This is a genomic window from Parabacteroides gordonii MS-1 = DSM 23371, assembly GCF_000969825.1.
Taxonomy (GTDB): domain Bacteria; phylum Bacteroidota; class Bacteroidia; order Bacteroidales; family Tannerellaceae; genus Parabacteroides; species Parabacteroides gordonii.
In genome coordinates, this window is record NZ_KQ033920.1 from 857672 (window position 1) to 871999 (window position 14328).

Here is a 14328-nt window from a genome sequence, read left to right on the forward strand (position 1 = left end):
CAGGGATATTATTGATTATGGATGCATCTATGGATAATTTTTGGACGGCTTCCAGTGTGTTGCCTGTTCCCAGACGTGGGCTTGTATTACCGTCACCCCAAGCTACAATTACCAGCTGGCAGTCGGGATTTTCGACCAAAGAAAGGGTGATGGCGGAACCTGTAGCCTGTTGCATAACTGCGCTTGGCATTCCACCAATGCGTTTGCCGGATTGATCGTATTGCTGTATTTCCAGATTATAGAGTAGATCCGGTTTTACCGAAACATCGCCTTTAGTCATAGCATTAGGTTGTAGCTCGTAACTGAATGCTCCTTTCCCGGTTGATGTGCCGGATTTAGTGGCAACGGTATAGCCGTCTGCTTCATCTGCAAATCCGATATGGAGAGATACTTCGACAGTCTTTCCCTCCGATGGATTCACCGCCGGATTATCGATTTTGTCCTCGCAACTTATGTTCATTAATACCAGTGTTAAAAGTGCCATAATGACTCCTTTCGTTTCTAAGTTTCGTCCTATACTCACCATCCTTTTATCATTTTTTCACTACTACATTTATGTTAAAACCAACTTCGACTTGTGTCTCTTTCTTATGTAGAAAGAGACACGGGACTGACGGTTTTTGTTAATCGCTGTTTTACAACGACTTAATGCAGTAATATTCCAATGATCGCTTACGCTTCAAAAGATGGCGTAATTTTAATATTACTAATTTGTAGCCAAATTAGGCCACGTTTCTTGCTCTACTCGTTAAAAGTTGCTACTTTAGCCCCCGATAACGGATAATAATCAATCATTTTGATAGTGTGTCTCTTTCTACATAAGAAAGAGACACTTTCTTTTTTTATCACCTCTTGATTGTCATTTCCTATGTTTATTTTCTTCATTTCCATTTTTATTCTTTTTTCGTGCTTGTCTCTTTACTTTTTTACGCACATTAACAATTACATTCAGACACACAAAAAGCTGCGCAACACCCGGCAGGATGCTGCGTAACTATTGAGTGCATCTGGCTTGTTTAACAGATGCGATTGAAAGGAAATGTGTTGATTTATTCGGCTGTCTTCACCCAGACACGTTTACCGTCGAAGGTGATGGCCATTTTCAGGATATCAGTGAAACCATCTTTACGGAGGATAGAATCGTATTTCTTATCTTCTATTTGTTGCAAGGCGGAATTTAAGGCCTTTTCCACCGTTTCTGTTTTACGAAGCCGTTTCAGTTCCATGATTACTGCCTGGCCTTTTCCACCTTTGGGACGCAAAAGAATATCGTAGCGGCCAAAGCCGGATTCGCGGTTACTGCTTACCTCATAGTCAGACATGCTGGCCAGCAATCCCAACAGGAATGCCTGATAAACCTTTTCCGGGTCACGACCGTTGGTGTCGTAATAGGATAAAGTATGGATCACAAAGTCGTTCAGTATCTCTTCAAAATAATCTATATCTCCGGCACGCAAGGCTTGCAACATGATCTCCAAACGGTCGTTCTTTACAGGACCTCCATCTATCCAACTCTGAATAATCGTGCGAAATACAGTCTTAACTTCGCGGTTAGGCACCTGCAACGTATATTCAATCAAATCTTCCGGAGTTAATACCGGATTTGAAGCCTTCAGGTATCCGCTAAACAACATAAACGACCAGATATTGGTCGGCTTTGCCAGTAAATCAGGAAACGCCAGTTTATCATTTATCACACTGCGAACAGGCTCACCTTGTATCAGAGCTTCCACTCCTGTACGTATCTGCGAAGGACCGTCGGCTAGCAAATGGCGTAGCAGTACATCGGAACCTGTGTTCACCCAGTAAGGAGCAAAAACGCCATTATACATTATATAATTAAGTACAGACCAAGGATTATACATTACTTCGCCGCCAAACAGATAACCATCATACCAGGTCTTTACATCTTCCTTATGCTCTCCCTGGGAATAATCGTCTAGAAGCCGGTCTGTTTCTTCTTGCGTAAAACCGAAAGCACTACAAATGGGCTGATCAAGTAGCGTAAATACAGCTATATTATTTAATCCGCTGAAAATAGACTCCTTGCTCACCCGCAAAATGCCAGTAATAACGCCACGGAATATGTCCGTATTGTCCTTGAAGACCTGACTCATAAAGTTACGCATGAAACCGATCATCTTGTCATAATAACCATTATCAAAGGCTACATGGATCGGGGTATCGTACTCGTCAAGCAAAACCAATGGCGGCATGCCCCAGTAAGAGGTAAGTAAATCAGACAATAGACGGAGCGCCCCCTCTAGCTGTTCAGATGTGGCACGCCCTTCGTAAATCGCATGAAACCACGGACGATATACTTCTTTCAATTGAGGATCAGACAATAAGTAGTCATGTCGGATAAATTCTCTTTGAAGTTCTTCCCCGATTTTAGTCTGGACACTTTCGAACGTATCCGCCTTGCAGTCTTTCAACGTTATCAGTATCACCGGATACTTTCCCTGATATTTATCAAAGTCTTTCCAATTTTCGATACTTTTACCTGCAAACAGCGGACGGTATACATTCCCTTCCGTCTTCTCAAAGAAATACCGCAAGCCAGACAGATTCAGCGTCTTACCGAAACGGCGCGGACGCGGAAGCAGCGTTATTTTACTTCCTTCCTCTATCACCTGACGGATAAAGTCTGTCTTATCCACATAATAATAATCTTCGTCTATCAACTCTTTATAATCGCTGATGCCTACCGGTAACTTTTTCCTGTCCATATGTCACTGTTTTTATCGTGCATACAAATATAGGAATTATTATGACAGGCACATTCAACTATTATTCATTTCCTATTATTCATTTCCTATCAATCTCATCATGTCAAAGAACTCGTTTTCCCCGATTGCTGGCAGGTTCGGGAAAGAACCTTCATATTACTACTCCACCATCCCTCTCAAAGGGGAGAAATAGTGTTCAAAACGGACACACCTCAAAGGTGCTATTTTTGTATACAGCGAAACGGTGCCGGATCGCTCATTGTTGCACCTGGTACTAATTCAAAACTACCCGAATAAAATCTGAGGTAATAATAAGCATAATTGTTGGTGCCTGTCGTACTGGTTCCTATATATCCTGTTGAGCTACTCTTTAAATTACCTGTGTTGCCAGCCCTGTTTCCAGCTACAGGGAACCAAGCTGAATTGTGAATAGTAATAGGGTTGGGTTCAGTTGTTCCTCCTGATATATTATACAAACGTCCAGCTACATTTACTTCTTTTTGATGCCAAAAGGTATTCTCTGCATTCAATCCGGTAAAAGCATCCTTTGGTGCAATCTTCCAACCTGCAGGACAAGGGTCATAAAGAGTTTTCAACTCATCGTATAAGTTTACATGTTTCTGTCCACTTGGATTGTTATCATACCATGATCCGGTGCTTATAATAATCTCATTTGGGTGTTGTATGGTGTATTGCATCATATTTCCGTTTACCATCAGATTATTGCTACATGTTGTTCTGGGTAAACTCAGGGAATACCCTTCTCCGTTATAAATTATATCTATTTCATTTGTTGTTCCGTCCACTATACCAAAAAACGGATCTTTACGCCCCCAGAAATACTGGAAGCCGGCTCGTTTAAAAAAATCTATCGACGAGACTTCCGTACCAGGATAATCTCCGGCAGTAGCCCCCAGATTGCGATCCATAATTACTTTACTGCTATAAGCTCCTTTATTAAAAGCGTCATTGTTATATTGGTGTACACTCCCTTTAAGGGTTGATTTTTGTGCCTGTTCATATGTTACAGAGGGAGAAATGCCTTGAGGCACATAATTAGTTATCCAAAGATGCCAACTCCAGACAATTATATCTTCATGATAAGCCGCTATTACCGCGTTGCCACCACTGGTAACAGGCACTTTTACGTGAATACGAGCTTTCTTCAAATCGCCTCCATCACTGAGATTTACCTGATTCGAATGATTATTTTCATCAATAGAGTAACCCATTACGAGTTCTCCCGTAGTTCCGTTATCTTTCGTTTGCCAAACTATTTTAACTTGGGTGATTTTTTTATCGTCCTTAAGAGTTGTTCCATCCGTTAGATGTGAATTCCAACCGCTTAAGTCGTTTCTGTAACCATCTTTTACAGCATCATGCTTAAAAGGGTTGAAACAGATATTCGTACCGGGTTGCATCATGAAGCAATTGGAGGTAGTTTGGACGTTAGTGCTTATCACCGGAGACAAATCTTGTAGTTGAATACGCTGGTCGGAGGTGTAATGATCTGTGTTGAGATTGATCGTCCAATGATAATTAGTGTTTTCAAACAGATTGAAATCGTTTGTCGTATTACCTCCCAGGTAGGCACGGTAAAGTAATCGTTCATTTTTTGTGGTACTATTTACCACAAATTCCACATAAGTAGCTGCCGAATGAGCGTAATTCTTATTACGATAGGTAGGATAGGTTACGTCGTTGCGAGTGCCACGGACGTTGGCGGGCATCCAGAAGGTTTGAGATCCATTTGCATTGGTCAATTTGTCTCCTGTCAAGCGGAAACCATCAACAAACTCGCTTATGCTGGTTGGATACATTTCGCCAAATGTAGGATCATTCTCTGTTTCAGGCAGGATACGGTAGTCCTTCGGTACCTGCATCAGGCGGACTTCAGAAAGGGTATAGCCTTTTTTCATTTCTTCGCTAAACGTCCAGTCAATCGTTACCCCCACGGCCAGACGTTTGAGCAGCAGGCGGACATCGGTACCTTCGGGACTGACCAGTTTGCCACTTTCTATTTTAACATGGGGCAGAAAAAGCAGATAAGGCATATTATTGATATTGGTTCCATCAGTAGCGCTGATGGCTTTGATTGTTGTTGCATTAGCTATGATTTTCCGAACTTCGGATAAGGATTTATTAGCCAAAGAAGCCACTGCCGGAACTGAGCTACGGGCTATGATAAGGAGTTGGCAATCACTACTGTTGGTTAAAGAGGCAATAGTAGTTCCGGGGGCTTGGCTTGCAATATTAGAAGAAGAGGCTAAATGCCCTCCTGCTGAGTTGTATTGATGAATTTCCAGATTATAGAATTTATCGGGATGGACAGCCGTAATCCCTGCCCGTGTTTGTGATGCAGGAACGAGTTGCATATCGAAGGGGGCTTGTTCGTTGCCTGCGCCATTGTTTGTGGTTTTGGTGCCGGCAGAGAGCGTGGCTCCGTCTACCTCGTCTGCAAAGCCGATGTTAAGCGCTACTTCCACCTTCTTTCCTTCCGACGGATTCACTGCCGGATTATCGATTTTGTCCTCGCAACCTATGTTCATTAATACCAGTGTTAGAAGTGCCATAATGACTCCTTTCGTTTTTATGTTTCGTCCTATCCTCGCCATCCTTTTATCATTTTTTTACTACTACATTTATGTTAAAACCAATCTTTTCGGGTGTCTCTTTCTTATGTAGAAAGAGACATGGGACTGACGGCTTCTTGTTAACCGCTGTATAACAGTTATTTAACGCAGTAATATTTCAATGATCGCTTACGCTTCAAAAGATGGCGTAATTTTAATATTATTAATTTGTAGCCAAATTAAGCCACATTTCTTGCTCTACTCGTTAAAAGTTGCTACTTTAGCACCCGATAACGGATAAAAATCAATCATTTTGATAGTGTGTCTCTTTCTACATAAGAAAGAGACACTTTCTTTTTTTATCAACTCTTGATTGTCATTTACTATGTTTATTTTCTTCATATCCATTTTTATTGCATTTTCGTGCTTGTCTCTTTACTTTTTTACGCACATTAACAATTACATTCAGACACACAAAAAGCTGCGCAACACCCGGCAGGATGCTGCGTAACTATTAGGTGCATCTGCTATTTTTTACAGATGCGATTGATAAGGGAAAAGATTTTTATTTCAGGAGTTGTCGGTTGCCGGTATCCTCCAGGATTCTCATTTGCGAAATGGCTATTTGGTTCAACTTCAAAAGACGCTCTTTTTGAGTCAGGCCTTCGTCAATGAATACAGCATTCAGATTTTCCATATTCGACAAACAGATCAGTTCGTTGATGGATGCGTAATCACGGATATTTCCTTTCAGGTCGGGATGTTGTTCGCGCCATTCTTTGGCTGTCAGACCAAACATGGCAACATTAAGTACATCGGCTTCACTGGCATATATAACGGATGCTTGCGCCATCGTTAATTCAGGCGGAACCAGATTCTGCTTAACGGCATCGGTATGTATATGGTAGTTGATCTTTGAAAGTTCCCGCTTGGCACTCCAACCGAGTTGAGCTTGTTCCTGGGCTTTGAGGCGTTGGAATTCTTTGATAAAGTAAAGCTCAAATTCCACAGAAATCCAACTTGCAAACTTGAATGCAATGTCTTTATGTGCAAATGTTCCACCATAACGACCTGATTTAGAAACAAGTCCGATGGCATTTGTTGATTCAATCCATTTTGAAGGAGAAATAGTAAAAGCATTTAATCCGGCTTCTTTTCTAAACCCCTCGAATTCGAGGGGTTTAAAATGAGGATTATACAATGTTTCCCATAAACCTAAATACTCGATAGTCATTCGGCTATCTTCACCCAGACCTGCTTTCCGTCGAAGGTGATAGCCATTTTCAGGATATCGGTGAAACCGTCCTTACGCAAAGTGGCATCGTAATGCTTATCGTCTATTTGCTGTAATGCAGAGTCAAGTGCTTTCTCGACCGTTTCCTTCTTACGCAAGCGTTTCAACTCCATGATGACGGCTTGTCCCTTGCCACCTTTGGGACGGAGCAGGATGTCATAACGACCAAAGCCGGATTCACGGTTACTGCTGACTTCATAATCAGCCATACTAGCCAGCAGTCCTAATAAAAATGCCTGGTATACCTTTTCCGGGTCACGCCCATTTGTATCGTAGTATGAAAATGTATTGATAATAAAGTCGTTCAAAAGTTCTTCGAAATACTCGACATCTCCTGCACGTAAAGCTTGGAGCATCAGCTCCAGACGATCGTTCTTAACCGGGCCTCCATCTATCCAGCTCTGGATGATGGTACGGTAGACGGTTTTCACTTCGCGGTTAGGTACCTGCAACTCGTATTCGATCAAATCTTCCGAGGTCAATACCGGATCGGAAGCCTTCAGATAACCACTGAATAGCATAAATGACCAGATATTAACCGGATTAGCCAATAAATCGGGAAATGCCAACTTATCGTTTATTACGCTACGGATAGGTTCTCCTTGTATCAACGACTCAACCCCTGTGCGGATTTGTGAAGGGCCATCGGCCAGCAGGTGACGCAAAAGGACATCCGAACCAGTGTTTACCCAGTAGGGAGCCAATACTCCACCTTTGCTTATGAAAGACAAGACAGACCAAGGATTATAGATTGTTTGCTCTCCAAATAAATAGCCGTCATACCATTGCTTAACCTCGTCCTTCAGATTACTCATTGAATAATCTTCGAGCATCCGGTCAGTTTCCTTCTGGGTAAAACCAAAGGAAGTGCACATCGGTTTCTCCAGGATGGTATCAACATCTATATTATTCAGTCCACTGAAAATCGATTCTTTACTTACTCTTAAAATACCGGTAATGATACCACGGAAAATATCCGTATTGTCTTTAAATACCAGACTCATAAAAGTACGCATAAAGCCAATCATCTTGTCATAATATCCTTTGTCGAAAGCCACATGGATTGGTGTATCATACTCGTCAAGTAAAACCAGAGGGGGCACTCCCCAATGAGTGGTTAGCAAATCGGATAATAAACGCAAGGAATTCTGTATGATAATGTCGTCTGCCTGCAACCGAAGCATCTTATCAAACCATTCCCGGTTGATTTCCGAAAGGGGGTCGTCAAGCAAATACCGGTGACGCGCAAACTCTTGTTGCATTTGTATTCCTATTTGAATGAGGGTTTCTTCAAATGTGTCTCCTTTGCAATCTTTCAACGTAATAAGTATCACCGGATATTTCCCCTGATATTTATCGAAGTCTTTCCAACTTTCAATGCTCTTTCCTTTGAACAACGGACGGTAAATATTCCCTTCCGTCTTCTCGAAGAAGTATCGGAGTGTAGAAAGATTCAACGTCTTACCGAAACGGCGTGGGCGCGGAAGCAGGGTGATCAAACTGCCCTCTTCTACTATCTGACGGATAAAATCGGTCTTATCCACATAATAATAATCCTCGCTGACCAACAGCTTGTAATCACTGATACCGATCGGTAATTTCTTTCTGTCCATATGTCACTGTTTTTTTAACGTGTATACAAATATAGGAATAATTATTTCATTCCTTATCAATCTCATCATGCCCAAGAACTCCCATCCGGCAAGATGCCGCGTAACTATTAGGAGAATCTCATGTATTCGCTAAAAAATGTAAACAAATAAATGCCCTTTTCAAAACACTGGTCTTTTGAAAACAAAAGTCCTGTATTTTAAATTCAAAAGTCTAGTCTTAACATTTCAAAAGACCAGTCTTTTTTTGTGACTGTAAATAGGATGTAGGATTTACTTTTACAGAACTTCTTCTGTATCTTGGTTGACAGTATTTTGCATATTCAGAGAATTATTGATTTCCCGACTATATTCGTTGACTAAGTCAATATCATGGATATCTTTGATATCTAGTATCTCACGGATCAATTCAACTTTACCATTCTCCAATTCAGTGTTAGGTATCATAAGTCTTTCTTGTTTTAGATTGATTAATATTGTATTATCTTATCACTTAACAATATAAGTTTCACATTGTTCATCAACCCCCACTCTTTCCTATACTTTTTAGGAAAATTGATATCATATCCGGTAATATTGCTATTTTCTATACCAAATGAAATACGGAACTTTACAGCGTCGATTATTTATAAATAACAGCACGAACAAATTATGCTTATGAAACGTTATATATTCATTCTATCAGGATTGCTGATATCGATTTCGATATTAGCTCAAAAAAACGAGGTAAATATGTTAGTAAAAAGCAAAAGCCAATTCAGCGTAGATGAGACTGTCAAGCGAATAGAGGCCAATCTTAAAGAGAAAGAGATACAGGTGTTTGCCCTGTTCGATCATAGTCAAAATGCCAAGGACAGCGGTATGGAGTTGTTACCTAATCAAGTAATTGTATTTGGTTCTCCCAAAGTCGGAACACTGTTGATGCAGCAAAATCCGGAAGTATCCATTGAACTACCGTTAAAGATTTCCGTATGGCAGGATAAGGATGGTCATGTCTGGACAGCATTTATCAGCATGAAGTCGATAGCCGACCGATATGATCTGGGCGATAGTCCAATCGTCACGAACATGCAGAATTTACTGGCAAGTATCGTAGAACAGGCTACAACCGAAAAAAGGTGATTGCCCTGCATGGACAATCACCTTTCCCTTTACTAAATAATTTCTTATTTCTTAGATGCTTCGATAGATGCTTTTCTGAATTCTTTCAGTAACTTTTCCAGTTCAAGAGAAGCTTTACGAGCACGAGTACCAGCTGCCTTGTTACCATTTTCTACCTGAGCATTAGCATCTGTGCTGAATTCTGCAATTGATGCATTAATTTTTTCTACTAATTCTTTCATTTTTCTTTGTATATATTGTTTGAGCCACAAAAGTATAAATAATTATATTATGTGCAAGAGAAATGTGTCTGTCAAGTCATATTTTATTTTATCTGTACACGTTTTTGCATGGCCGGACACCCCGGATAAACAGCCGTAAACGGATACATGTCGTAAAGCATATTCATTTTCAAGTTTATTTTAACTAAATAATTTGCCCTCTTGAGAGATATTGCCTAAGTTAGTGCCATTAAATAATTAACCGAAGTATTAACCTTCAAAATAAGGGAACCATGACAAAGACAATCACTTTTAATGAATTGCGCAGACTGAAAGACCGTCTGCCTGACGGAAGCACTCATCGCATTGCAGATGAGTTAGGTATATCAGTAGAAACTGTTCGTAATTATTTTGGTGGATATAATTATAAGGACGGTAAAAGCTGTGGGATACATATCGAACCGGGGCCTGATGGCGGTCTGGTCGTATTAGATGACACAACAATATTTGAACGTGCTCTACAGATACTCGCAGAAGTACAGGATGTATCTGAGGCACAAGAAGCGTAAAGAAATTCAAAGCAAATAAAAATCCCATAGCAAACGAAAGAAAAACGCTGTGGGATTTTTTATTTAGCAACATTTCCTATTTTCCGATTGTTTAATTTATAAAAACACACGAGTATGGAAGATAAACTAGTAACATTAGCTATTCACACGTTCGAGAAAGCACAAATTCTTAAGACGATACTGGAAACGGAAGGGATCGAAGTCTATATACACAATGTAAACCAGATCCAACCGGTTGTATCGGCAGGCGTACGTGTGCGAATTAAAGAAAGTGACCTGCCTCATGCTTTACGCATTATTGAGGATAGTAAATGGCTGAGTGAAGATACAGAGGAAGAATCGACTGCCCCACAGGTAAAAAAGATCCTGATCCCGGTTGACTTCTCCGACTATTCGATCAAAGCTTGTGAACTGGGTATTAATTATGCTTATCAGGCCGGTGCCGAAGTGATGATCATGCATGCTTATTTCAGTCCGTATTTCCCGTCGGCTATCCCTATGGGCGACACGCTGGCGTATCAGGTGAATGAAGAGGAATCGGTACAGAATGTATTGAAACGTGTTCAGATCGATATGGAAAATATCTGTACGATGATCAACCGCAAAATACAAGCCGGAGAATTACCCAAAGTGAAATATAATTATGTACTTCGTGAAGGATTACCGGAAGAAGAGATCATCGCTTACTGCAAAGAATACCATCCTACCCTGATCGTCATGGGAACCCGGGGTAAGAGCCAGAAAGATATGGATCTGATCGGTAGTGTGACCGGAGAGGTGATCGAGGTCAACAAAGTGCCTGTACTGGCAATTCCTGAAAATATACGTTTTAATGATTTGAGTGATGCTAAGAATATTGCTTTCGCCACTTCATTCAATCAACGTGACCTGGTTGCATTCGACGAATTTATGGAAATAATAAAAGGATACGACGTTAATATCCATTTATTCAATATCTCGACAAGTAAAGACGAATGGAATGAAATTCGCCTGACCGGTGTCAACGAGTATTTCAAAAAACAATATCCTGATGCAAATATCAGTCACACTGTTTTAGCCGATGGCGACTTGTTGCTGGCAATCGAGAAATTCGTTCGCGACAAACAGATCGATGTCATTGCATTAAGCACTTATCGTCGGAATATCCTGGCCAGAATGTTTAATCCGTCTATTGCCCGTAAGATGTTGTTCCACACCGATACTCCATTGCTGGTAATGCATTCCTGAAAAGATTAATGTAAGCAAGTGATTATTCATATCGGAGCGGGCTATCAATGTATATTGGTAGCCCGCTTTTCTTTTTTTTAACTACAAATCAATAATCATTAACAAATTAAAGAAAACCAAATCTCTTTATTCCTTGTTTATATAGTGCAAAAAATTAGGCTAGTTTTAATTATTATATTTGATCGAGATTTATTTATGAAAGAGAAAAGAATCGTTATGCCAGCGGGCAAACAACAAGAAGAAAATGTTCAGGAACCAAAGAACAACGGCGAGAAAAACGACTTAGTAAAAGGAAGGACTTTATTTATGGACAAGAGATATAGAAAACGTATTTTCTATGGATTAGTGGCAGTAGTTGCAATTGGAGTTACTATAGATACTCTTTTTATCTCTCCTTCCACCTCTCCGCCAACAGCTAATGAGCTCAATAAAAATGATGACCTGCTCTCCCGTTCGCTACCGACACTTGCTGATATTAAATCCTTCCAACCGGATAACATTTCCGGCCTTTACACCGTTTCCATTTATTCACGTAATGATTCCCTGAAACTGGATTACTGCTATCCGGATACTGTTATAACACGAGCTTTCACCCCTACCTCTCATCCAACTTCACATAGCAACCTTCAACCTACTTATCAGACTTACCTGGTAACAATTCCTGAGAACGAAAATATCATTCCGGGCGGAAATTATCCGGAGATATGGATCCCTTGCATGATCAGCCTGGTTCTATTAGGGGGATTGCTGGCATTTGAAGGGGGACGTCATCTAACCGGGTCGATCCGAAGAAAACAAATGATCGGAGAAGACACTTACCTGCCTGTCCTGTATCGCAAAGAAAGATGGAGCCGTATAACCGTTGTAACAATCCGTGTAGTCGGCTGCCTGTTCAGTACGACAGGATTACTATCCATGTCTCCGGTTCCTGAATGGTTGGAACATGCCCGTCCAAATGCCGATCACAAGAAACTCCATCCTGCCTTGGATCTGGAAAACTACTGCATGGAGCCTAAAACACTTCTGAAACCGGAAGCATTCGGCTTATCCGCAAGCGAAGGAAATAAAATATGCGAATTACGCTTGCGAACTTATCTGGATCGTCCGTTAATAGAAATTGTCCGCCAGTTTGGTAAGGATGAAGCATTGTCGGAATATGTCTATGCCAAAGACAGCATTCCCCACCGTTTTGTATTGACACGACCGGACATCGTACAATCACTAAAAAAGCTCTATGGTTCACAGATACCGCTCTTGCGTATCTCGCTAATAAGGGAATATGACGATTACTATACCCCTTCATCCCAATCAGCCCCTTTACCGTTGCCGGCATTTAAAATAGAAATGGATAATAAAGAGAAAGATTTATATTATTTTCCGGCAACAGCTCCTACTTATTATCATTATAATTCAAACACGAAACTAAGAAAACAAATACTGAAAACATGGAAGAATATATAACTTAAGATGCTCACATAAAAACGGCCGATAAATATCCTCAATATATTTATCGGCCGCTTTTTATTGTCCGGTATCAAACTTTTGTTTCCTATCTTAAACAGCTAGCCAAAGGTACATTGAATACGGCTATCAGTAAAACAGCTATAAAGATTGCATAAACGATGATACGTTTCTGTTTATCAGAATATAAAGCACTTGCTTCACCACTTGTACCGGGTACCAATGAACGGGCTTTTACATATAACCAGTAAACCAGCCAGCCAAAGAATACGCCAGCAATAGCCCCCGGCACAATATCAGATATAAAATGAACACCCAGATAAACCCTTGTATAAGCCGTCAGTGCAGCCCACAGAAAGATTGTCCATGTAAATAACCGGTAACGGAAGAGCAATGACATAAAAGTGGCAAAGCCAAAAGCATTGGCCGCATGACTGGAAATAAAACCATATTTACCACCCCGATAGTCGAACACCGTCTTTACCTGATCCATGAAGTCCGGATGATGTGTAGGCCGGAAACGGGTAAAAATAGGTTTACATACATGTGATGCAAACTGGTCACAAAAGGTTACAACAAGCACGATTGCCAATAAGATCAGGATAGATTCCCGCCATTTTTTCTTATACAGCAATACGATCAATATAAAAGCGGCTAACGGCAGCCATACTGCCTTTCCAGAATATAACCACATAAAGCGGTCGAGGAAAGGAGAATCGCTGCCGTTAAGCATAAAGAACAAGTCGCGTTCGTAAACTAATATTTTTTCTACCATCAGATTATTTCAATGTCTTTGGTCGGCATCCAGCCAACGTTTCCGTCTTCCAACGCAATTTCACTCCAATCACCTAACGTACTTTTAACGGAAACCTTAGTCCCTTCATGCAGGATAAACAAATCTGTACCGCTGGCATCAGGAGAACTCTTCACTGTTACTGTAGGAGCAAATACGATAGCATGAGAACGGTTAACCAATTCTGCTTTCTGGTTTGAGGCAAATACATTTGCCATAATCACACAAAACAGCAAAAGCAAGCCAACATAGAAACCTGTTTTCTTCAGACGGATCTGCCTTGAGAAGAAGAACAGGATCAAGCAACCGATGAACAGGATGAAACATACAATTCCCATTTTCGCCCATGAGTCGGCTGCTCCCATATTCTGAACCGAATTAAACCATCTTGCCAAGAAAAAGCTGTCAACCGGTTCAATCTTGTCAACGGTCTTTTGACGGGCTAACTGCAAGTTGAATCGGGCATCGCTGTCTCCCGGATCAAGAACCAGGGCACGCTCATAATTCAAAATGGCAGAAGCTGTTTTACCGGCTTTATAATAGGCATTCCCCAGATTGTAATATATCTCCGGAGAATCTCCGCTACTTTTTAATATGCCTTCATACAGTTCAATCGCTTTTCCGTAGTCTTCCTTGGTGTAAGCAGTTTCAGCTTCTTTGATCGCTGCATCCTGTGCGTAAGCAGTCCATGCCAGACACTGAATCAATAGGAAAAACAATATCTTTTTCATATTTATATTCGTCTTCATT

10 protein-coding genes and 2 pseudogenes are annotated in these 14328 nt (G+C 40.8%); 4 read left to right on the forward strand and 8 right to left on the reverse strand.

Translation table 11 applies throughout. The features are described from left to right. From HMPREF1536_RS28260 to HMPREF1536_RS28465, 5 genes and pseudogenes are all read right to left on the reverse strand, one after another. Nucleotides 1-484 (reverse strand): annotated as a pseudogene (locus HMPREF1536_RS28260) (DUF4906 domain-containing protein); the annotation flags it as partial. Between the two features lie 565 nt (nt 485-1049). Beyond that, nucleotides 1050-2729 carry an AAA family ATPase gene (locus HMPREF1536_RS20555; protein ID WP_028729274.1) on the reverse strand — a complete coding sequence of 560 codons (1680 nt, stop codon included), beginning with the start codon at nt 2727-2729 and terminating at the stop codon, nt 1050-1052. 221 nt (nt 2730-2950) lie between these two features. Then, nucleotides 2951-5302, reverse strand: coding sequence for a DUF4906 domain-containing protein (locus HMPREF1536_RS20560; protein ID WP_052349899.1), 2352 nt, complete (start codon nt 5300-5302; stop codon nt 2951-2953). 565 nt (nt 5303-5867) lie between these two features. Next, nucleotides 5868-6542, reverse strand: a pseudogene (locus HMPREF1536_RS28460) (KilA-N domain-containing protein); the annotation flags it as partial. After that, complete coding sequence (locus tag HMPREF1536_RS28465; protein WP_028729271.1) at nt 6533-8209, reverse strand: AAA family ATPase; 1677 nt, start codon at nt 8207-8209, stop codon at nt 6533-6535. The gene HMPREF1536_RS28465 and the pseudogene HMPREF1536_RS28460, both read right to left, overlap by 10 nt. Before the next feature lie 729 nt (nt 8210-8938). On the opposite strand from HMPREF1536_RS28465, the gene HMPREF1536_RS20575 reads away from it, so the two are divergent. Beyond that, nucleotides 8939-9328: a DUF302 domain-containing protein gene (locus HMPREF1536_RS20575; protein WP_225608034.1), complete on the forward strand. Its 390-nt coding sequence runs from the start codon at nt 8939-8941 to the stop codon at nt 9326-9328. A 44-nt stretch (nt 9329-9372) separates the two neighbouring features. On the opposite strand, the gene HMPREF1536_RS20580 is transcribed toward HMPREF1536_RS20575, so the two are convergent. Continuing rightward, nucleotides 9373-9549, reverse strand: a complete 177-nt coding sequence (locus HMPREF1536_RS20580; RefSeq protein WP_028729269.1) for a histone H1 — start codon at nt 9547-9549, stop codon at nt 9373-9375. Nucleotides 9550-9821: 272 nt separating this feature from the next. On the opposite strand from HMPREF1536_RS20580, the gene HMPREF1536_RS20585 reads away from it, so the two are divergent. From HMPREF1536_RS20585 to HMPREF1536_RS20595, 3 genes are all read left to right on the forward strand, one after another. After that, a complete protein-coding gene (locus HMPREF1536_RS20585; protein ID WP_028729268.1) occupies nt 9822-10097 on the forward strand; it encodes a hypothetical protein in 276 nt (91 codons plus the stop codon). A 114-nt stretch (nt 10098-10211) separates the two neighbouring features. Next, nucleotides 10212-11324, forward strand: coding sequence for a universal stress protein (locus HMPREF1536_RS20590; RefSeq protein WP_028729267.1), 1113 nt, complete (start codon nt 10212-10214; stop codon nt 11322-11324). Nucleotides 11325-11519: 195 nt separating this feature from the next. After that, the gene (locus HMPREF1536_RS20595) at nt 11520-12785 is read left to right on the forward strand and encodes a hypothetical protein (protein WP_150115639.1); all 1266 of its coding nucleotides are present in this window, start codon (nt 11520-11522) and stop codon (nt 12783-12785) included. 88 nt (nt 12786-12873) lie between these two features. Here the strand turns inward: HMPREF1536_RS20595 and HMPREF1536_RS20600 are convergent, their stop codons facing one another. Beyond that, nucleotides 12874-13560, reverse strand: coding sequence for a phosphatase PAP2 family protein (locus HMPREF1536_RS20600; protein ID WP_028729266.1), 687 nt, complete (start codon nt 13558-13560; stop codon nt 12874-12876). Further along, nucleotides 13560-14327, reverse strand: coding sequence for a tetratricopeptide repeat protein (locus HMPREF1536_RS20605; RefSeq protein ID WP_028729265.1), 768 nt, complete (start codon nt 14325-14327; stop codon nt 13560-13562). The genes HMPREF1536_RS20600 and HMPREF1536_RS20605 overlap by 1 nt, the downstream gene beginning before the upstream one ends. Nucleotide 14328: the final 1 nt, after the last annotated feature.

Bases quoted from the DNA above. Each gene is read 5' to 3' on its own strand.
- HMPREF1536_RS20605 (WP_028729265.1), bottom strand. From the start codon at position 14,327: ATGAAGACGAATATAAATATGAAAAAGATATTGTTTTTCCTATTGATT.
- HMPREF1536_RS20585 (WP_028729268.1), top strand. From the start codon at position 9,822: ATGACAAAGACAATCACTTTTAATGAATTGCGCAGACTGAAAGACCGT.
- HMPREF1536_RS20560 (WP_052349899.1), bottom strand. From the start codon at position 5,302: ATGGCACTTCTAACACTGGTATTAATGAACATAGGTTGCGAGGACAAA.
- HMPREF1536_RS20600 (WP_028729266.1), bottom strand. From the start codon at position 13,560: ATGGTAGAAAAAATATTAGTTTACGAACGCGACTTGTTCTTTATGCTT.
- HMPREF1536_RS20590 (WP_028729267.1), top strand. From the start codon at position 10,212: ATGGAAGATAAACTAGTAACATTAGCTATTCACACGTTCGAGAAAGCA.
- HMPREF1536_RS20580 (WP_028729269.1), bottom strand. From the start codon at position 9,549: ATGAAAGAATTAGTAGAAAAAATTAATGCATCAATTGCAGAATTCAGC.
- HMPREF1536_RS20575 (WP_225608034.1), top strand. From the start codon at position 8,939: ATGTTAGTAAAAAGCAAAAGCCAATTCAGCGTAGATGAGACTGTCAAG.
- HMPREF1536_RS20555 (WP_028729274.1), bottom strand. From the start codon at position 2,729: ATGGACAGGAAAAAGTTACCGGTAGGCATCAGCGATTATAAAGAGTTG.
- HMPREF1536_RS28465 (WP_028729271.1), bottom strand. From the start codon at position 8,209: ATGGACAGAAAGAAATTACCGATCGGTATCAGTGATTACAAGCTGTTG.
- HMPREF1536_RS20595 (WP_150115639.1), top strand. From the start codon at position 11,520: ATGAAAGAGAAAAGAATCGTTATGCCAGCGGGCAAACAACAAGAAGAA.